Consider the following 19,195-nt stretch of genomic DNA (forward strand, 5'->3'; position numbering starts at 1 on the left):
TCAGTAAGAGTGCATATCTTAAAGCACATAAGCCGAGATAAGCATCCACAGACCTGCACCCACCATAAATAAATTTTCGCTTAAAGACACAAAGCCCAATGGCACATTGCTGTCGCCACCTACGCAAGCGCATTTCAACTCCCGCTTGTCCACATAAACCGCTTTAAATACTGACACAGCGCCGATGATACCAATGAATAAGGCTACCGGGGCTACCGCTAGTGCATGAAACTTAGCAAGCATACCCAAACCCGCATAGGCTTCTGCGAACGGGTATATATAAGCGTATCTGACCTGCTTCATGGCAAGCAAATCGTAGGTGATGAAGGAGGTAGAAAAGGATGTCAAATCGCTCAGCTTCTGTAGCGCCAACAGCACCATACTGAACCCAATAAAGTGCATAAGAACAGGGGCTATATCCAAGGTTAATCTGTCAGTAACTCCGAGCGCTGCCGTCATTAGCGCAGCCAGCCCAAAGATCATCAGAACAGGTGTATAGGTGGTTCCCTGAGGACCCTCAGGCGCTTTATTAAAGTAACTTCGCAGGTCGTCATACCCACCGACTCTTTTGCCATCAATAAACGTTTGCGGAGTTGTTTTGACGTTGTGCTTCTCTTTAAAAGCGTTAGTTTCTTCTCGATTGGTTAGAGGCTGATCATCGATGTCGAAACCTTGCCGCTCAAGTAGATCTTTGGATTTAATTCCGTACGGACAGATGTGTTTATCAGTGACCATCCGATAAATTGTCGCAGTTTTCGTCATGTTCTCCTCCAGGGTGCACAAATTTCAAACCGATGAGCAAATTTTCCTCAATTCCTGCGGTTTTATCTGAAATGTCAAGCTCCAGAGGATGTTTCAATTTCTGTGCCAGCCGCCAGCCGCCAGCCGCCAGCCGCAGGTACGTAAGCAAAATACTCTGAAGCAATGCGATCAGGTAACTTGCCAACATGATAACGAAGCTTGGCCTCCGAGACATTTACAACCAGCGCTTCCACACCATAGCAACAATCATAAACACAGCCAATCCACCCATCGCTGTCATTAACACATCAAACGCTTCCGGACTTTCAGTGCCAGGAAGACCGGCTACATTCATGCCGAACACGCCGGTCAGAAATGACAGAGGAAGAAACACTGCCGTAACCATGGCAAGAAAATACATTCGTACCCCTTGCTGCTCGCCGATGCGGTTGCGCACTTCATCCTGCAGCACCACTGCACGTTCGCGAACGAGATCCAGGTCTTCTACATAGCGTGTGATTCGATCGGTTTGTTCTCGTAAGTCCATTGCCTGATCTTGATTCAGCCATTTCGTCATCCGCAATAATGAGTCCAGTGCATCGCGTTGCGGCGCCAGAAAACGCCGGATAGACGCAGCCTGACGGCGCAAATTCGCCAGCATTTGCCTATCTGATTTCGATAAGCTTTCACTCGTTTCAAATGCCACCAGGGAATCGTCCATTTCGTCTACCGTGTCGTGAATACGATCAGCGAGTTTGGTCACTAACAATAACAGCATTTCGATTGGAGATTCGGGAGCATTGTTTTCTTCCAGCATCTTGCGCAAATCTTGTACTGAAAGCAGTTTGCGATTCTTTCGTCGCGCCGTGACTATTACGTTGCCTTCTATCCAAATCCGTAATGACACCATATCTTCAGGATCGGCATCGGGATTCTTATTGATTCCTCGCAAATAGATGAGAACGCCTTCGCTGATTGCCATGGCCCGCGGCCGCGTTTCAAGCGCCATTAGCGAATCTGCGACAGTATCGGCGATATTGAGCTCGGCTATTACTTCTTGGGCATCGTGGGCGTCAGATTGCATATGAACCCACAGGTATTCTTCGGATTGCACCGGTTGTTGTAGCTGAGACTTTTTCAGCATTCTGGCCGAACCATCTTGCTTAACAGCGTAGGCCCATAAAAAGGCAGGAGAATCGGTCATGATTGGTGTTCCTTAGGTTGACGTACAAGCGTAAGCGCACCATCAAGATGAACATCCCGTTGCGGGAAAGCGATAACGATTCCGGCATCGTTGAAAAACTCATCAATGGTAAAGCGAATTTGGCTGCGTATCACTCGCTGATCCCGTTCGGCGCTAGCGTTTATCCAAAAAAATACCTCGAATATTAACGAGCTATCGCCAAAATCATCAAAAATCACTAAAGGAGCAGGATCATCTAAAATATCTTTATGCTGTGTGGTTGCCTGTTCAATAAGCTCAGCCACGAGTTTACATGGCGAACCATAAGCCACACCTACCTTTACCGAGGTGCGGGTAAGGTTATCGATAAGAGTCCAATTAACCACAGTATTTTCTAGCAGCTTGCTATTGGGAATGAGCATGTGGACACCGTCCACGCGGCGAATGCGCGTTGAACGTGTATTAATGGCTTCTACTCTCCCGCGGGCATTGTCGACTTCAAGAAAGTCGCCAATTCGAATGGGCCGTTCCCACATCAGGATCCAGCCGCTGATGAAGTTATTGATAATGTTTTGCGCCCCAAAACCCACACCTATCGCCACGGCTCCAGACAAAAACGCGAATGCGGTGAGAGGCACGCTTAACATATCAAGGGTAGTGATAATTAAAATGGCGTAAGCAACAATAAAGAATATGCGTTTGAATAAATGAATGGTGTCTGGATTGGCACCGGACTGCCGTAGCCGGTAGGTAGCGAGATGCGCTAGGCGGCTGATAAACCACCAGCCTAATAGCAGCGCAAGCGGCACCAGTAAAATTCGACCTACACTGAAGGTGTGGCCAAACAGGGTGAACAGTTCAAACTGTAGGGTTTGTTTGATATCGATGAGCGTTTGGTTCACGCTATACACTCCTGACAACCTGTCAGTATAGATTGACCTTAATGTCGGCATGATAGACTGCCTGAATAAAATTGCCAACCGCTAACGCCCGGCGGTCTGCTGTACATTGAACAAGTGCAGGCGTTGAGAAACAAACACAATGAAAAACGGAGGAATGACCTTAGCAATGGTTGTGGTAAAGTAATTTCCTACAAGAACATGAAGGCTTACTATGCGTAAAACTCAAACTATCATCTGCATGCTGCTGGCGTGTATGAGTGTACTTAGCTTATCTGCCCACGCGCTTACTCTGCGGCTTTCGGAAAGAGACGTGAACCAGATGGTAACGATGGCATTTCCACAAAAGCAGTACTACAACGGGGTGGAACTGACGTTTACTAATCCCCATCTAACATTCGGAGCCAGTGATAACGACGTTGCTGTGACTGTTACCATGCGCGCTGAGCAGGGCGGTCAGTTTTTAACGGCAGAAGGATCGTTTGCCGGCCGTCTCACTTATATCGGCGCCCGCAAAGAGCTGCAAATTGAAAGGCCGATGATGACAGATTTTACCGTGCTGGAAGATAATCTGGATAACTCTGCGCCGGTAATTGATGCCATTAAAAGCGCTACAAATAAAACAGTGCCAGTAATTTTGCTGGTGGACTTCAGAGAGTTGAATTTATCTTTCTTCGCTAATCAGGCGCCTCGTAGTATAGAAATTGTTAATCGCCAGCTGGTGGTTGAAATTTAACGGGAGCCTTGGATGTCATCTGTCGCTTTTTTATCCATGGATAGTCTGGAAGGCTTTCATGTTTATGATGATCTGCTAATTGCGCCCTTTGCTCGAGCGGGGTGGCAAGTTGAAACGGTTTCATGGCGTCGCAATGTCGACTGGAACCAGTATGATGTTGTGATAGTGCGCAGCCCGTGGGACTACCAGCAGACGCCCGAAGCGTTTATAAGGTGCTTGCGAGAGATAGAGGCGTCATCGGCAAAGCTGGAAAACCCCCTCGGCCTAATGCTGTGGAACATCCGTAAGACTTATTTAAAAGATCTGGAAAAGCAGGGCATTGCCGTTGTTCCTACGTTCTGGGGAGACAACTTCCATCTTCCTGACGTACAACAGCAATTTGCCGCGTTCGGTACCGATGAAATAATCATCAAACCGACTTTAAGTGCTAATGCAGACGATACCTTCCGTTTGAATGCAAAGACGCTGGTTGAACAGCAATGCCAACTGACGGCATTATTTAAAGAGCGAGCCTTCATGGTTCAGCCCTTTATTCGAGAGATAGTGGAAGAAGGTGAGTATTCACTTTTCTATTTTTCCGGGCAATATAGTCACGCAATTCTGAAACAGCCAAAAGCAGGAGATTTTCGCGTGCAGGAAGAGCATGGCGGAGTTCTTACCTCTATTGAACCACTCGAAGATATGAAGCGTGTTGCCGTTGCAGCGCTGAAAGCCATGCCAACCGATCATCTTTATGCGCGGGTTGATCTGGTGCGTTCAGCGGGTAAATGGGCGCTAATGGAACTGGAACTTATTGAGCCGTCGTTGTACTTCAACTTGGATATAGCGTCGCCGCAGCGGTTTGTTGATGCATTTGTAGAACGTTATGGCAGGGGCCATTGATTTTTGCCTGAACCGAAGTGTTTCCTCTTTAAATTTTTGAGCGAAATCACGCTCTCCTTTTCTTTCTTGTTACTTTGAAAAATTATATCCGCCAACATTCCGTTGACTTACCGTTCCACACATGTGTAAATTTACATATGTGGAATAGTGTATATATTTATGAAAACAGTAACACTTTTCAAATGTCTTGCTGATGAGTCTCGCCTTAAACTAGTGATGATAATTCATAAGGCAGGCGAAGCTTGCGTTTGTGACTTGATGACGGCTTTAGATATTGATCAACCAAAAACGTCCAGACATTTAGGTGACCTCCGCAAGTGCGGTTTACTTAAAGACGAGCGGCGAGGTAAATGGGTTTATTACAGTTTGCATCCCGATTTGCCTGAATGGGCAGCGTCTATTATTGAAATTACTGCTAAAGCGAATAATGAAATACTGGCTCCCGCGCTGAAAGCAATGCCGACGACATCAGCTATTGATTATTGCCGATAGGAAACGAATTATCATGAAGATTCTGTATATCTGTACACACAACCGTTGTCGCAGCATTCTGTCTGAGGCGATTACTAATTACCTCGCCAAAGACACAATTGAAGCAAAAAGTGCAGGAAGTCAGCCTGTGGGGCAAGTTCATCCACTTTCTATTCGATATCTTGAAGAGGCAGGTTTCCCCACTGAGGGCCTGAAAAGTCAGTCATGGGACGAATTTGAAGAGTTCCAGCCTGATATCGTTATTACTGTTTGTGATTCGGCGGCTGGAGAAAGTTGCCCGGTATGGTTTGGTAAGTCGTTAAAGGTACATTGGGGGTTGGCTGATCCTTCAAAAATTGAAGGTAGCGAAGAAGACATTGCTAAGGCGTTTAGAGCCTGCATCAATGAGATTGCATCAAGAGTAGAAAAGCTTAAAGCCCTGGCCGGACAAGATCTTCCCCTTGAGCAGCAAAAGCAGATGCTAAGAGAAATGGGAGCACAATAGTTTTGACGCAAGACAAATTATTACCCAATATAGATGAAAATTTATTCGCTGTTCCTTCTTATAAAAAAGGAATTAGCTCGCCGTTGGCGCATCCGCCCAGAATACTCCTGTTATATGGCTCCCTCCGCAAACGCTCGTTCAGCCGTTTGGTGATAGAAGAATGTGCCCGATTGTTGACGCGTTTTGGCGCAGAGGTAAAAATTTTTAATCCTGAAGGTTTGCCGCAGACTGACACTGAAGATGACAGTCATCCCAAGGTGCAAGACTTACGAGAATTAATGATGTGGTCAGAAGGGCAGGTATGGTGCTCGCCAGAGCGTCATGGCTCAATGACCAGCATTTTTAAGAGTCAGCTCGATTGGGTGCCACTCAATCTTGGAGGCGTTAGACCCACGCAGGGCAAAACCCTTGCGGTCATGCAGGTGTGCGGCGGTTCCCAATCTTTTAACGTGGTCAATCAACTGCGCATTCTAGGGCGTTGGATGCGGATGGTGACCATTCCTAATCAATCCTCTGTACCAAAAGCGTTTCTGGAATTTGACGACAATGACCGCATGAAACCTTCTGCGTTCTACAACCGCATTGTCGATGTCATGGAGGAGTTGATGAAATTTACCCTTCTGCTGCGCACCAACAAAGATTATTTTGTGGATAGATACTCTGAACGAGTAGAGTCTGCTGAGCAAGTTAGTCAGCGCGTCAATCAGCGTTCAATCTAAAGGAGAGAAAGGTGGGACTATTTGAGCGCTATTTATCAGTGTGGGTAGCACTGGCGATTGTAGTGGGAATATTTGCAGGTAACGTTGCTCCTTCTGTATTTAGAACCATCGCCGGTGTGGAATATGCCCATGTCAATCTGGTAATTGCCTTACTTATTTGGCTGATGATATACCCGATGATGGTGCAGATTGATTTCTCATCTCTAAAAGACGTGGGAAAGAAGCCGAAAGGCCTGGTGCTGACACTGGTAATTAACTGGTTAATTAAACCTTTTACCATGGCGTTTCTGGGCTGGCTGTTCTTCAAAGGAATTTTTGCCGATTGGGTTGATCCACAGACAGCAACAGAATATATCGCAGGCATGATTTTATTGGGCGTTGCCCCTTGTACCGCTATGGTTTTTGTATGGAGCCAGCTGATTAAAGGAGATGCGAATTATACGCTGGTGCAAGTCTCAATTAACGATATCATTATGATTTTTGCCTTTGCGCCAATTGCTGGTTTACTGCTGGGCGTGACTGACATCACCGTGCCTTGGGATACCTTACTGCTGTCGGTGGTTCTCTACGTTTTAATTCCATTGGTAGCCGGGGCCATTACACGAAAAATGTTAGATAAAGCCGATGATCATTCACGGCTGAATCAGTTTTTGGCAACCATGAAACCCTGGTCTATCGTGGGGCTATTAGCCACAGTGGTTTTATTATTTGGCTTTCAGTCTGAAACCATCATGTCTCAGCCAGAAGCCATTGTGTTAATAGCGATTCCGCTGTTAATCCAAACCTACGGCATTTTCGCTATTGCCTACTTTATTGCCAAACAAATGAAGCTTCCCCATAACATAGCGGCTCCTGCTTGTATGATTGGTACTTCCAACTTTTTTGAACTTGCGGTAGCTGTTGCCATATCTATATTTGGTCTTCATTCAGGCGCGGCGCTCGCCACGGTAGTTGGCGTGCTAGTGGAAGTGCCCGTAATGCTATCGCTGGTATGGTTCGCCAACCGCACGCGGCATTGGTTTGCTTAAAAATTTATGAAAACATTAAAAATTCCTTGCGCCAGGCGGGACGGTGTTCCCGCTATAAAATCAATTTACAGCGAAGGCATTGGTTTGCTTCACTTAAAGACGAGAAATGTAAAGTCGAATGCGTTTAATCGTAATAAACTACATATCAGGAGGTAATTAACCTTAACGACCACCCTTTACAGTTTCGACTATAAGCTACGATAATAGTGAGATAAATCAAAAGCAAATAGGGGAAGCGATAAATATTGTATGGAATTGCAGTTTGTAGTTTTCTTACAAAGTATGTATTCTTCGTACTAATTTCCTTACTCATGGAGTCAAACTTGACACTTACGCCGCCCTAGGCGCTCCCCCCTTATTTCTACCGCTCATCTGTTTGAGCAACTTTATCGCGTTTCTCGCGAGACTCATTAATATATATTTTTTAATTTTTTCCTCAGGCTTGAGGAACTATTACATTTAGGTAATTTGCATGCTCGATCACGTAAAGAGAGACTGGCTCTCTAACATTCGTGGTGATGTGCTTGCGGGTATCGTTGTGGCGTTAGCCTTGATTCCCGAAGCCATTGCTTTTTCTATTATTGCTGGCGTAGATCCTAAGGTGGGGCTGTACGCTTCATTCTGTATTGCGGTCATTATCGCTTTTGTCGGTGGACGACCAGGAATGATTTCTGCGGCCACAGGGGCAATGGCGCTTCTCATGGTCACTTTAGTAAAAGAACATGGCCTGGAATATCTGCTTGCTGCCACTCTGCTTACGGGTGTGTTACAGATAGTTGCTGGGTTTCTCCGCCTGGGGGAACTTATGCGATTTGTATCTCGCTCGGTGGTGACGGGCTTCGTCAACGCCCTGGCTATTCTGATATTTATGGCGCAGCTTCCTGAGTTAACTAATGTTACCTGGCATGTTTACGCCATGACAGCAGCCGGGTTAGGAATTATCTACCTTTTTCCTTATCTTCCTGTTGTGGGTAAAACAATTCCTTCGCCGCTGGTATGTATAGTGACCTTAACCATCTTATCTATAGTGGTGGGTTTAGATATTCGCACGGTAGGCGATATGGGCGAACTGCCGGATACGCTGCCAATCTTTCTGTGGCCGGATGTGCCATTAAATTTTGAAACCCTAACAATTATCTTTCCTTATGCAGCAGGTCTCGCTGTAGTGGGCTTGCTTGAATCTATGATGACAGCCACTATTGTCGATGACCTTACCGATACCAGCAGCGACAGAAACAAAGAGTGCAAAGGTCAGGGTATCGCCAATATTGGCGCCGGGCTATTTGGAGGAATGGCTGGCTGCGCCATGATTGGCCAATCTATCATCAATGTGAAATCGGGCGGACGCGGGCGACTTTCTACTTTTATAGCCGGCGCATTTCTGCTGGTTATGGTGGTATTTCTGGACGAGTGGCTACAACTCATTCCTATGGCAGCTTTAGTGGCGGTGATGATAATGGTTTCTATCGGTACCTTTTCCTGGTCGTCAATCAAAAATCTTAACAAATACCCTCTGTCTTCAAATATTGTAATGGTTACTACTGTCATTGTGGTGGTGGCAACGCATAACCTCGCGATTGGTGTGCTGATAGGTGTGTTATTGGCAACCCTATTCTTTGCTAACAAAATCGGTCGTTTTATGGCGGTTAAATCCGATTTCTCTGAGGTTGGAAACGTACGGACATACAAAGTCTTCGGCCAGGTGTTCTTTGCTTCCGCAGAACAATTTATTGCTGCTTTTGACTTTCAAGAAGTCGCAAATAATGTAGTTATTGATCTCACTCATGCTCACCTTTGGGATATTACCGCTGTATCGTCACTGGATAAAGTAGTCATCAAATTCCGTAGGGAAGGGGCGACAGTGAAAGTTGTTGGTATGAATGAGGCAACGGAAACCGTAATCGATAAGTTTGGTGTACATAATGACCCTGCTGAAGTCGAGAAACTAATGGGCGGACATTAAGGAGAGAAAAATGAACAAAATAATCACCTGTATTGATGGCTCAGCAATAACCTCAGCCGTGACGGAAGCTGGTATTTGGTCGGCAAAAAAATTAAACAAAACGTTGTGTTTCTTACATACGGTGGAAAAAGGACAACAGCACGGCGCTGACGATTATACCGGAGCGATTGGCTTGGGTGCACGTTCGGCACTGCTTGAAGAGATGACCAAACTGGATGAACAAAGAAGTAAAGTTGCCTTGCAGTTGGGCGGGGAGTTACTCGATTCGGTAAAAAGGACAGCTAATGCTCACGGCGTTCAGCATGTAGAAACCTTACACCGCCACGGTGACGTGGTCGATGCTGTAATGGCACTGGAAGACGAAACCAGGCTCATCGTTATTGGCAAAAGCGGTATGGGCCACGAAGGCAACTTTAAAACGCTCGGTTCTCATATTGAAACTTTACTTCGCAAAGCCACTCAGCCGGTGGTGTTGGTGCCCGAGCAATTTCAAGAGCCACGTTCTTTTATGATTGCCTACGATGGCAGAGAATCTGCTGACAGAGCGCTGCAAAAAGTGATTGATGGCGGGTTGTTACACGGGTTGCATTGTCATTTGGTTTCAGTCAAGAACAATGAAGCTGATTTAACAAGTAAATTCGACTCTGCCGAACAGCGTTTAAAAGCCAAAGGATTTAAAGTAACAACCGCATTTCTTGAAGGGGATATTCATGATTCGCTACATGCGTACAGTGACAAAAACCAGATTGAGCTGATTATGATGGGCGCTTTTGGTCACTCAAGGCTTCGGCAGTTCTTTGTAGGAAGCAATACCACCAAGATGATCGAACGTACCAGTGTTCCGATTATCGTATTGCGATAGGCGTGATGCAGATGAAGTTCTAAATGCCCCCCCAAAGAAGGTGTTTATCTTCTTTGGGGGGGAGATTGCGTCGAATCTGCTATTGAGCCACCTTAAGCTAGTGCTGCAAGAATTACCAACCCCGCACAGCTAATTAATCCCACAACAGATAGCGCTTTTGGAATAAAGCGCTCTTCATGACTTACCTTAAGCGCAGCGATATTGGTAATTCCATAATAAATCAGTACCGTAAATGCGCTGAGCGTCCACGTTGATTCAATACCGCCAGTAAGGGCTATAAAAGCCATAACCAAAAACGTTACCCAAGTGGCCGCTGGTGCTGATTTACTGTCTTTGTCCAATTGCGCCAAAAAAGTTGGTAAATCACCCCGGCGGCCCATCGCCAATATTACTCGGGAGACGCCTAGCACCAGATTCAACACCACGCCACTCATGGCTACTATACCCCCTAGTGATACAAGCCACTGCCATGGGGAATCATTCATTAGATTAGCGATGTTAAAGCCATTTTGGTCGAAAGTGACTATTCGGCCCATATGTAAAATCGCCAAACCCACCATAATGTAAAGCACACTTACTATAATCAAAGTGAGTATCACGGCCCTGGGAATATTACGACGTGGTTCGGCAATTTCTTCTCCCATTGTGGCAATGCGTCCGTATCCGGTAAATGCCACAAACATTAAAGCTGCCGCATGGAAAACCGATAAGCTGCCCGACGCAACAGGCGCTTTTACAGCAGAAGTGTTAACGCTTGTGTTGAACGCTACGCCGATAAATACAAGTAATCCCAGTACGCTGGCGGCAACTATTACGGCGTTTAACCTGTTCGTGCGCCTTACTCCCAATAGCACAAAAATCGTCAGCAAAAGCAGCAGGCATATTGCACTTGCTTTAATCAGCCACTCAGACACTGCAAAAAAAGAGTTTACATACCAGGCCACAGCCAACGCCGCTGTTGCCGCTGAAGCACTTTTTGCAATTATAAATAGTGCGCCTGCGGTAACGCCGCTTGCCGGGTTTAAGAAGCGATAACCATACTCGTAAGTTCCACCGCTTACCGGATGCGCAGCGGCTAACTGAGCTGAGGATAAACCATTACACAATGCTGTAAATGCCGCTAACAAAATGGCCCATATCAGCGATTCACCGGCTATCGATGCACCTAAACCTACGCTGACATAAGCGCCGGTGCCAAGGATGGAACCAAGTCCAATGGTGAGTGCTCCCTTTAATTGTGTTGTTCTTATTAGCTGCTTTGTCATAAATTATGAAATGTTTCTGTGCTGAATAACAGAAATTGAGTGCGACAGTAATTATGGCTGAAATAATGGAATATTGAAGCTGCACTACGAATGCAAGATGCAATTTTGACAACGCTAAAGGAAGAGGCGAAAATTCGCGGAGAAAATTATATAAAAATAATAAAGGCTCGCAGATAGGCGAACCCGAGGCATATGCCATCGATAAGCATATATCTAATGATGTTCCCTCTGCGGAGTTTTACGTGCATTTCCCCGATTCACCGCCCGAGATGTCTGTCTTTCCACCTTACGCGGCACCGTCTGTTTGGCGGGCGAAGAATAGCTCTTAGTAGCTCAGCTATTAACGTCGCTGTTGGATTTCACATGAGGTTGTGAAGATCCAGTACTGTAATGCCGCTCCGTCGTATTTCTTTTAATTTTCTCTTCATTGTTGGAGCGGGTGGCGTGACTGGTCGACAAAATATGTCTGTCTGATGTACCACTTTGAATTTTTGGCTGCTGAAGCGTACGTTCCGGTTTAGCGGTACTTAAATGGTTTACCGGTTTCTTGTTTGTATTACGATAGTCTAATTTTTGTCTTTCTCTACTTACCGTATATTTTACCGGCGCAGCGTGCTCCACATGATTGGAATAACGAGTGCGGCGATGATTTACATCGTGTTGCCAGGGCTGATAACTGCGGCTGTAAGTCCGCTTAATTTCTCTGCCTCGATAAAAACGCGTAACCGGTCGGTGGCTCACAACAACATGCCGCTCATGCCACTGAATTCCGCCGAAGTAGAAGACGGTGGATAGTTGTACACCAGGGCTCCAGTAAAAACCCGCCGAATGGCGATAATTAACGGGATGATGCCAATAAACCGGCTCAACAGGATGCCACCAGTTACCGTATACAACCCGCGTATCGTAATAGGGAACATACACCACTTCCTGCCGCCGGGGAGCAATCACAATAACACTGTCGTCGTTATCAACCTCCAGATAATTATTATTCTGCAGGGATCCCGAATTCAAAGCGTGCTGCCGCAACACTTGCACTCGGGCCAATACTCGCGCCTGACTAATCAGTACATTGTCGCCCACGCTTTCCAGCCAGGTTAAATCGGCGCTCATGGTCTGCAGAATGTCTGTAAAGGAGGCTAACGCTTTTACGCTTGGATCCCAATCGTAAGTTTCTATGGCATCCTGAACCTGCTGTGGCGATAAATCGCTGTTGTCCTGACGCCACCTGTCAGCCGCAATGACTTCCAGCGGGTATGTGGATGCAATAAGGATATGAGTCAGGATAGTGTCGGGGTAAAGTGCAATCGGTGCAAGTAAGCTGTCCAGCTGCGCATCGGTGTCGGCTGTCTGCTCATACTGATCTGCGGGTTCAGGGGTAGCGCTGGCGGAGAAAGCTAGCAACCCTGCGCTGCTAAGCAATACTGAGATAATGAGAGGTACTGATAAACGTTTCATACAAACTCCTTAACCTGCGCAAAAAACGCATCGGGTTTTCGCTAGTCTGTAAGTGTTATAAGCCGTTGGGAATTAACCTAAGCTGAACCAAAACCAGACGGCAGGTTCAGCTTTGCCGTTCAGGCTATTTAAAAACATGCGGATCGAAGGCATGACCCAGCTTTTCAGTTTTTGTCTGAATATATTTTTTATTATCTTTGGTAATACCGTGATCAATTGGCTTTCTAGCAATAATTTCAATACCCAGACTTTTTAGCGCGTCCATCTTGCGGGGATTGTTGGTCATAAGCTCAACTTTGCTGACATTTAGCGTATCCAGCATCAGCTTACAGATGTCATAACTACGTAAATCGGCATCAAAACCTAAATGCTCGTTGGCTTCAACGGTATCCATACCGCTATCTTGCAAATGATAAGCGCGGATTTTATTAAGTAAACCGATGCCGCGGCCTTCCTGACGCAGATAGAGCAGTACGCCGAACCCGTGTTCAACAATATTCTGCAGCGCTTTTTCCAGTTGAAAGCCGCAATCACAACGCGTACTGAACAGGGCATCGCCAGTTAAACACTCAGAATGAATGCGAATCGGTACCGTATCGCCCGCTTCCCACTGTCCGAACGATAACGCAACATGCTCCTGACCGCTGGCTTCAACAAAGCCGTGAATGCGAAATTCACCCCAGCGAGTGGGAAGTTTGGCGGAACTGACATATTCGTATTTTGGTTGCTTAGTCATGGCACTTCTTAACCCCGGACAAGGAAGCCCTAAATTGGGGATGTTGTAAATAATTACAAGGTGATAACGGAAAGATTATAGCAATTGCTGACTATAACTTATAGCGGTTTAAAGTCATTCAAAGGGTGGGGCTTAGCAACGCCATATCCTTGAGCGAAATCGATCCCCATTTTTCCGAGCAGGGTCAAGGTGGCATCATCCTCTACAAACTCCGCCACTGTGGTCATGCCGATGGCTTTAGCAACATCATTAATAGATGACACCATTACCATATCAACAGGATCATGAAGCATATCCTTAATAAAGCTACCATCGATTTTAACGCAGCTCACGGGCAAGTGCTTCAGATAGCTGTAGGATGAAAAGCCGCTGCCAAAATCGTCCAGCGCAAATTGGCAGCCTAACTGCTGGAAGGTGCTGATAAACGATAAGGTATTTTCCATTTTAATTATTGCCATGGATTCAGTGATTTCAAAGCATATTTTTTCATAGGCTACGCCATATTTTTCAAAGGCATTCAAAATGTAGAGCTTTAGTTCTCTGTCTGCCAGCGAATGACCGCTAAGATTAATGTTGCACCGCATAAGAGTAGCGAGTGAATCAGGGTTAAGCGATAGCCACTTCAGCGTGTTTTCTACCACCCAGCGGTCAATTTTAGCGCTTAAATTATAGCGTTCCGCTGTGGGGAGAAACGCAGATGGTGGCACGACGTCGCCGTTAGAATTTTCTAGCCGGAGTAAAATTTCGTAATAGTCACCGTCAATGGCTTTGTTCAGCGGCCGGTAGTGTTGGTAGTACAGTAAAAATTTATCTTCCAGCAACCCTTGATTGATAGTGTTTACCCAATCAAGCTCCTTTTCATAACGTATCAGGTCCTTATCATCACTGCTGTATCGATGAATCTGGTTGCGACCCTGCTGTTTAGCAATATAGCAGGCGGCATCTGCCATACTGATTAATTGTTCGGCATTAATATTATAATCATAGCTGTTGGCGAAACCGATACTGACCCCCAGTGTGAACATACGATTTTCCCACATAAAGCGATATTTCTGAACCGTGTTCAACAGTTTTACCCCACACAGATATGCCGTTTCTTCGCTTTGATCGCTAAACAACACTGCAAATTCATCGCCGCCAAGCCGTGCAATAATTCCTTTACCCCCGAGCGTCGCCTGTAAATGTTGAGCAATTTCCTTAATCAGTGTATCGCCTGCTCTGTGACCGCAGGTGTCATTTACTGTTTTAAAGCGGTCAAGGTCTAAATAAAGAATAACAACGGGTACATTTACATCTTTTGGATGATTGAGTGCCAGGTTCAATCGTTGTTCAAACTCCCGCCGATTATAGACTCCTGTCAATGAATCATGAGAAGCAAGATATTCAAGACTGATTTCGGACTGCTTGCGATCTGTAATATCGAATATTGAGCCGTACATGAACGTATCATCTTGTTCTTTTTGTAACTGGCAGGATATAGAAAACCAGAATTCAGAGTTATCTGCTCTTATCCCTTTTATTTCTCTGCCCATTGCACAACCTTTTTCCAAAAGTTCACCAATGAGTAGCTCACGATCTTCCGGGTTGGCGTAAAACGATTGTGCATTTGGAACAGAAGCCAGCATGGTTGCTTCATCAGGATAGCCGAATAAGTTGCACATGGCGGGATTAACGCTGCGCAACTTTCCATCGATTGTTGAGGTATAAAGGCCTTCTGCCGAATTACGAAAAAGATTGTAAAAGTAATTTAGCCCAGTGATTGTGCGTTCTTTCTCAGAAATTTGCTGCGCGTTATAGTTGCGCTCTTTGATGCCAACACAAAGTCCAAAGCTTAACAGCGCCACCATAAGCGACACGACAGAATAGAGATTATGACGAGCTGAAAACAGCGAACCATCAGCAATCATGTTCAACTGTAACGCCAGCAAGCTATACATGCACAACCAGGCAAAAAGAAAAACGTGGGTAAGCTCTTTTATTCTGCGGTCACGATATATCAGCGCAAAGAAGATTTGCAGCAAACCCGCGGCAAGAATAATGGCAAAAGTGGTCACTGTAATAATATATGCGTCGTTCAATGCCACCACCGCGAGTATGGCAACTGGCGACAGAAAATTGAGCAAACGCACGTGGAGTGGCAGTCTGTTAAACAGGTTGTGGTTAAGTTTGCTTAAGGTAAACAGGATCATAGCGCAGAGAATGGCGACAACATGTTCAGCGAACTGCGGCAAAAGTGTAAATCTGGCAGTTTCGCCTTGAATACCTGCAATGAGCGCGACAAACAGCAGGCAAGTTAACGCTAACCAGAAGCGCGCTGGTGTACGGTGAAAAAGATAGGTAATAAAAAAGGAGCCAAATAGCACTGTCAGTGCGCCAATAGCGGTTCCGTATAGCATCAGTAATTGCTGGCGGCTTTTCTCCAGCGCCTGCTGCGACCACACCGAAAGCGGAAAGCCGGTGATGCCATCGTCATCAATGCTGGTCATCAGCGTCAGTTGCTGTCCGGGCTGGATATCAAAGGGAAAGGTGAGCGCAAGATGGCTGTCATGTTCAATATCGCTGGCAAAGGCGGATTGCGTGGTATAGGAGCGGATAATGCGTTGCTGCTCATCAAGAACAAAAACGGAAACGGCATCCAGACTGAGTTTATCAATTTTCAAAAATAAATTGTGCGCGAAAGCGCCAGCATTCTGAATGGTTGTGACTTGCCAGAGTCGATTATTTTCCGGTATTCGGGCGAAAGGAACCCCTGGCGAAAACGTGCTTTGTTGTTGAAAAACATTAGCGTAGGACTCGTTAGCTGGGGCTAGCGTACGTCTGCCGTATTTGTGTAAGCTGACTTGTTGAAAGCTATCATCTACAACTAAAGGTGCGCTGTTTGCGGTACTGGCGAAACTCATTAGAAAAATAATAAGCAGTGAGGTAGCTGCGAGAGCCCAATATTTCTTTACCGTCCCAACATGACGTTTTAATAAAAACAATGGTAGTTCGCCCGATGACGCCATGGCAACTTCACTTATTGTAGCCAATTTAGCTGCCTCGTGGCTGACACTTGAGTTGCAGCAACTGCCACAACTGTTCAATATTGGTGAATTCGCCGCCGGCGTTTTCCAGCCACACCGCATCACATAACCATTCTATACATAGTAAACATCGAATATCGCCAGCCTCTAGTACAGCCTGGAAACGATCTGCTCCCCATTCGTGAGAATGCGAGGTTAAATCAAGCGTGTTGGCTAGGCGTTTGATGAAGCGTTCTGTTGCCAAAGGTGAACCGGGAAGGGCCATTTCTAGCCTGATGGCTTCCTGCTCCCGGTGTGCCTGAATATTGAGTTTTTCAAAATTTAACTGCTGCATGACAAAGAAACCTGAGCGTCATCCACTGGTGGATGACTGAATTTATGGTTATCGTAACGTTCATCAAACGGATGTTTGACCGCTTCAATCAATGCGTCGCTAACAGAGAAATCGTCCTGCTGCGCAGCGTCGATGGCTTCCTGAAGCAAATGCGTACGAGCAATAACCGCTGGATTGATGGCAAGTAACGCAGCACGCTTTTCATTATAGCTATGATTTGCCCGCTGGTGAGCTTCATAGTAACGTTGCCACCAGGTATCGAATGTGTCGCGGTCGGGAAAATCGTCTCGAAGTGTGCTTCGCTGCTGTTCAAAAGACGTAAGTGACAGACGACGGAAGCTGGCGGTGTAATCCCGTTGCTGCTTAGCCAGCATATCCAGCCAGTCATTTAAAAGCGAAACGGTGTCAGCCGTGACTTCATCAAAACCCAGCCTGTTAACCATGACTGCCTGATACTGCGCAAGAAAGTTAGGTTCGAACTGACTTAATGCATCGCGTATCTCTTCCATTGTACAGGAGTCAGAAAAACTGTGAGCCAATGCGTTCAGGTTCCATAAAGCAACGCCTGGCTGGCGATCGAATGCATAACGACCTTCATGATCAGAATGGTTAAATACGATGGAGGGAATGAAGGTGCCCATAAAAGCGTAAGGGCCGTAGTCAAATGTAATACCATGAATGGACATGTTGTCGGTATTCATTACACCATGGACAAACCCATACGCCTGCCATAATGCCACCATTCGTGCAGTTTTTAGGGTAATACTGCGCAAAAGCGCATAATGCGGATTGTCAGCTTTCTTACATTCGGGAAAATGGTGGTTAAAAGTGAACTTGAACAACGCTTCAAGCTTATCCTGCTCCCTGGCGTGGTAGAAATACTCAAAGTGGCCAAACCGAATATGACTGGGTGCCATTCGTATCATCATAGCCCCTCGTTCCGGGCGTTCGCGATAGACGGTATCATGGCTGGTGAACAAACAGAGCGAGCGAGAAGATGGTATACCTAAATGATGTAATGCCTCACCCGCAATGTATTTGCGTAAGGTTGATCGTAATACCGCACGTCCGTCTGCATGACGAGAGTAGGGGGTTTGGCCTGCGCCTTTTAGGTGTAGATCACATTGCTTGCCGGAGGAACTGGTGACTTCCCCTAATAATAAGCCCCGGCCATCGCCAAGATAAGGATTCCAATGGCCGAACTGGTGACCGCCATACTTTTGAGCTATAGCAAAGCGACTTATGTCGCTGGCAGGATCGTGCAAAGCTTCATTCAGGTTATTATGTTGCCACCATTTATCGGGTAAATCGAATTCTGCGGCAAGCTCGGCATTGACCAGCGCCAACTTCATATCACTAAGTGGCACAGGCTTCACTGCGCTTACTAAGGGCGCTAATTCATCTTTATAATGGTGAGTTAATTTCACAGTGGTACCCTTTATTGAAGCGCTGGCCGCAGGACAACTGAAAAAAAGCGTGCCCGGAAAAGAAATAGGGCGAAAGATATCGGCAGTTAATAAAAGAGTTTAACAAGGTTAATCTTTCTTCAGCAAAATATTGTATTAAGAACAAGTAGCTTGCGCTAACGATAACAACAGTTCTGCACTTTCCGTGCATACTATTTAATAACTATTTTTAAGACTTAAGCCCTGGGTTTCGCCGGTGACATATGGTTGCCGGGCCTGGGGTGTTTTGTGTCTAAGAGGGAATCATGCTCACACTTCATCATTTGAATAACTCCCGCTCTCAACGCATACTCTGGCTCTTGGAAGAGCTGGGCGTTGAATATCATTTGGAGATTTATCAGCGCGACTCGCAAACCAATTTAGCTCCTCCTGAGTTACGAGCTGTGCATCCTCTCGGCCGCTCTCCTGTGCTGACCACGGACCACGGCGCACTAGCGGAATCTGGCGCAATAGTTGAATATATTATCTCCCGTTATGCGACGACGGATTTCGTTAAACCCGATGATGAACAGCTTTACCAACAATACTTATTCTGGTTGCACTTTGCAGAAGGATCACTAATGCCGCCAATGGTGGCTCGGTTAGTTCTCAGCAAAGCGAAGGAAAAAGCGCCGTTTCTTATAAAACCGATTGCTGGTAAATTTGCTGATGCCATTGTTCATGCCTACTACGGCCCCAATCTTGAGCGCAGTTTGCGCTATGTAGAGTCTTACCTTTCATCTCATGATTGGTTCGCAGGGCCGCGACCTACCGGTGCTGATGTACAAATGCTGTTCCCCTTAGAAACCCTGGTGGCCAGAGGTGGTGCAAAAAATTATCCTGCCATTACCAAATGGGTGAAATATGTGCACGACCGCCCGGCGTACCAGCGGGCGTTAGAAAAAGGAGGGAAATACGATTACGCGTGAAGCGATGAAGTACGGG

19 protein-coding genes are annotated in these 19,195 nt (G+C 46.1%); 9 read left to right on the forward strand and 10 right to left on the reverse strand.

The window, feature by feature from the left end:
• Positions 1 to 18: 18 nt before the first annotated feature.
• Genes CA267_RS10490 through CA267_RS10505 form a run of 4 tightly spaced genes read right to left on the reverse strand, consistent with a single transcriptional unit; the run spans position 19 to position 2,826 of the window.
• Complete coding sequence (locus CA267_RS10490) at positions 19 to 762, reverse strand: MauE/DoxX family redox-associated membrane protein (RefSeq protein ID WP_075607530.1); 744 nt, start codon at positions 760 to 762, stop codon at positions 19 to 21.
• The gene (locus tag CA267_RS10495) at positions 725 to 976 is read right to left on the reverse strand and encodes a hypothetical protein (protein ID WP_139316208.1); all 252 of its coding nucleotides are present in this window, start codon (positions 974 to 976) and stop codon (positions 725 to 727) included. The genes CA267_RS10490 and CA267_RS10495 overlap by 38 nt, the downstream gene beginning before the upstream one ends.
• Positions 977 to 1,945 carry a zinc transporter ZntB gene (locus tag CA267_RS10500; protein WP_075607528.1) on the reverse strand — a complete coding sequence of 323 codons (969 nt, stop codon included), beginning with the start codon at positions 1,943 to 1,945 and terminating at the stop codon, positions 977 to 979.
• Positions 1,942 to 2,826 carry a mechanosensitive ion channel family protein gene (locus CA267_RS10505; RefSeq protein ID WP_232367538.1) on the reverse strand — a complete coding sequence of 295 codons (885 nt, stop codon included), beginning with the start codon at positions 2,824 to 2,826 and terminating at the stop codon, positions 1,942 to 1,944. Before CA267_RS10505 ends, CA267_RS10500 begins: the two co-directional genes overlap by 4 nt.
• 211 nt (positions 2,827 to 3,037) lie before the next feature.
• Between CA267_RS10505 and CA267_RS10510 the strand changes: the two genes are divergently transcribed.
• From CA267_RS10510 to CA267_RS10545, 8 genes are all read left to right on the forward strand, one after another.
• Positions 3,038 to 3,559 carry a hypothetical protein gene (locus CA267_RS10510; protein ID WP_075607527.1) on the forward strand — a complete coding sequence of 174 codons (522 nt, stop codon included), beginning with the start codon at positions 3,038 to 3,040 and terminating at the stop codon, positions 3,557 to 3,559.
• A 12-nt stretch (positions 3,560 to 3,571) separates the two neighbouring features.
• Positions 3,572 to 4,441: an ATP-grasp domain-containing protein gene (locus tag CA267_RS10515; RefSeq protein WP_075607526.1), complete on the forward strand. Its 870-nt coding sequence runs from the start codon at positions 3,572 to 3,574 to the stop codon at positions 4,439 to 4,441.
• 159 nt (positions 4,442 to 4,600) lie between these two features.
• Positions 4,601 to 4,933, forward strand: a complete 333-nt coding sequence (locus CA267_RS10520) for a metalloregulator ArsR/SmtB family transcription factor (RefSeq protein WP_075607525.1) — start codon at positions 4,601 to 4,603, stop codon at positions 4,931 to 4,933.
• Positions 4,934 to 4,946: 13 nt separating this feature from the next.
• Positions 4,947 to 5,417, forward strand: coding sequence for an arsenate reductase ArsC (locus tag CA267_RS10525; RefSeq protein ID WP_075607524.1), 471 nt, complete (start codon positions 4,947 to 4,949; stop codon positions 5,415 to 5,417).
• A 29-nt stretch (positions 5,418 to 5,446) separates the two neighbouring features.
• A complete protein-coding gene (gene arsH / locus CA267_RS10530; RefSeq protein WP_170669099.1) occupies positions 5,447 to 6,136 on the forward strand; it encodes an arsenical resistance protein ArsH in 690 nt (229 codons plus the stop codon).
• A gap of 11 nt (positions 6,137 to 6,147) precedes the next feature.
• Positions 6,148 to 7,164: an ACR3 family arsenite efflux transporter gene (gene arsB / locus CA267_RS10535; RefSeq protein ID WP_075607522.1), complete on the forward strand. Its 1,017-nt coding sequence runs from the start codon at positions 6,148 to 6,150 to the stop codon at positions 7,162 to 7,164.
• Positions 7,165 to 7,636: 472 nt separating this feature from the next.
• A complete protein-coding gene (locus tag CA267_RS10540) occupies positions 7,637 to 9,127 on the forward strand; it encodes a SulP family inorganic anion transporter (protein ID WP_075607521.1) in 1,491 nt (496 codons plus the stop codon).
• A 10-nt stretch (positions 9,128 to 9,137) separates the two neighbouring features.
• Positions 9,138 to 9,989, forward strand: a complete 852-nt coding sequence (locus tag CA267_RS10545; RefSeq protein WP_075607520.1) for a universal stress protein — start codon at positions 9,138 to 9,140, stop codon at positions 9,987 to 9,989.
• 92 nt (positions 9,990 to 10,081) lie between these two features.
• On the opposite strand, the gene CA267_RS10550 is transcribed toward CA267_RS10545, so the two are convergent.
• The 6 genes from CA267_RS10550 to CA267_RS10575 all read right to left on the reverse strand — a co-directional run bounded on the left by CA267_RS10550 (position 10,082) and on the right by CA267_RS10575 (position 18,232).
• A complete protein-coding gene (locus tag CA267_RS10550; protein ID WP_075607519.1) occupies positions 10,082 to 11,254 on the reverse strand; it encodes an APC family permease in 1,173 nt (390 codons plus the stop codon).
• A 333-nt stretch (positions 11,255 to 11,587) separates the two neighbouring features.
• Positions 11,588 to 12,712 (reverse strand): DUF3300 domain-containing protein, encoded by a 1,125-nt coding sequence (locus tag CA267_RS10555; RefSeq protein ID WP_075607518.1) that lies wholly within the window; start codon positions 12,710 to 12,712, stop codon positions 11,588 to 11,590.
• A gap of 124 nt (positions 12,713 to 12,836) precedes the next feature.
• Entirely contained in the window at positions 12,837 to 13,448 is a 612-nt protein-coding gene (ribA, locus tag CA267_RS10560; RefSeq protein WP_075607517.1) for a GTP cyclohydrolase II, read from the reverse strand.
• Positions 13,449 to 13,546: 98 nt separating this feature from the next.
• Complete coding sequence (locus CA267_RS10565; RefSeq protein ID WP_170669052.1) at positions 13,547 to 16,477, reverse strand: putative bifunctional diguanylate cyclase/phosphodiesterase; 2,931 nt, start codon at positions 16,475 to 16,477, stop codon at positions 13,547 to 13,549.
• Position 16,478: 1 nt separating this feature from the next.
• Positions 16,479 to 16,805, reverse strand: a complete 327-nt coding sequence (locus tag CA267_RS10570) for a DUF3630 family protein (protein ID WP_075607516.1) — start codon at positions 16,803 to 16,805, stop codon at positions 16,479 to 16,481.
• Positions 16,793 to 18,232, reverse strand: coding sequence for a protein adenylyltransferase SelO (locus tag CA267_RS10575; RefSeq protein ID WP_075607515.1), 1,440 nt, complete (start codon positions 18,230 to 18,232; stop codon positions 16,793 to 16,795). The genes CA267_RS10570 and CA267_RS10575 overlap by 13 nt, the downstream gene beginning before the upstream one ends.
• A gap of 284 nt (positions 18,233 to 18,516) precedes the next feature.
• Between CA267_RS10575 and CA267_RS10580 the strand changes: the two genes are divergently transcribed.
• On the forward strand, positions 18,517 to 19,179 hold the full coding sequence (locus CA267_RS10580; protein ID WP_075607514.1) for a glutathione S-transferase: 663 nt from the start codon (positions 18,517 to 18,519) through the stop codon (positions 19,177 to 19,179).
• Positions 19,180 to 19,195: the final 16 nt, after the last annotated feature.

The sequence above is a fragment of the Alteromonas pelagimontana genome, from assembly GCF_002499975.2.
Lineage (GTDB): Bacteria > Pseudomonadota > Gammaproteobacteria > Enterobacterales > Alteromonadaceae > Alteromonas > Alteromonas pelagimontana.

Coding starts and splice junctions, on each gene's coding strand:
- CA267_RS10490 (WP_075607530.1), bottom strand. CDS start 762: ATGACGAAAACTGCGACAATTTATCGGATGGTCACTGATAAACACATC.
- CA267_RS10495 (WP_139316208.1), bottom strand. CDS start 976: ATGTCTCGGAGGCCAAGCTTCGTTATCATGTTGGCAAGTTACCTGATC.
- CA267_RS10500 (WP_075607528.1), bottom strand. CDS start 1,945: ATGACCGATTCTCCTGCCTTTTTATGGGCCTACGCTGTTAAGCAAGAT.
- CA267_RS10510 (WP_075607527.1), top strand. CDS start 3,038: ATGCGTAAAACTCAAACTATCATCTGCATGCTGCTGGCGTGTATGAGT.
- CA267_RS10515 (WP_075607526.1), top strand. CDS start 3,572: ATGTCATCTGTCGCTTTTTTATCCATGGATAGTCTGGAAGGCTTTCAT.
- CA267_RS10520 (WP_075607525.1), top strand. CDS start 4,601: ATGAAAACAGTAACACTTTTCAAATGTCTTGCTGATGAGTCTCGCCTT.
- CA267_RS10525 (WP_075607524.1), top strand. CDS start 4,947: ATGAAGATTCTGTATATCTGTACACACAACCGTTGTCGCAGCATTCTG.
- CA267_RS10540 (WP_075607521.1), top strand. CDS start 7,637: ATGCTCGATCACGTAAAGAGAGACTGGCTCTCTAACATTCGTGGTGAT.
- CA267_RS10545 (WP_075607520.1), top strand. CDS start 9,138: ATGAACAAAATAATCACCTGTATTGATGGCTCAGCAATAACCTCAGCC.
- CA267_RS10550 (WP_075607519.1), bottom strand. CDS start 11,254: ATGACAAAGCAGCTAATAAGAACAACACAATTAAAGGGAGCACTCACC.
- CA267_RS10555 (WP_075607518.1), bottom strand. CDS start 12,712: ATGAAACGTTTATCAGTACCTCTCATTATCTCAGTATTGCTTAGCAGC.
- ribA (WP_075607517.1), bottom strand. CDS start 13,448: ATGACTAAGCAACCAAAATACGAATATGTCAGTTCCGCCAAACTTCCC.
- CA267_RS10570 (WP_075607516.1), bottom strand. CDS start 16,805: ATGCAGCAGTTAAATTTTGAAAAACTCAATATTCAGGCACACCGGGAG.
- CA267_RS10580 (WP_075607514.1), top strand. CDS start 18,517: ATGCTCACACTTCATCATTTGAATAACTCCCGCTCTCAACGCATACTC.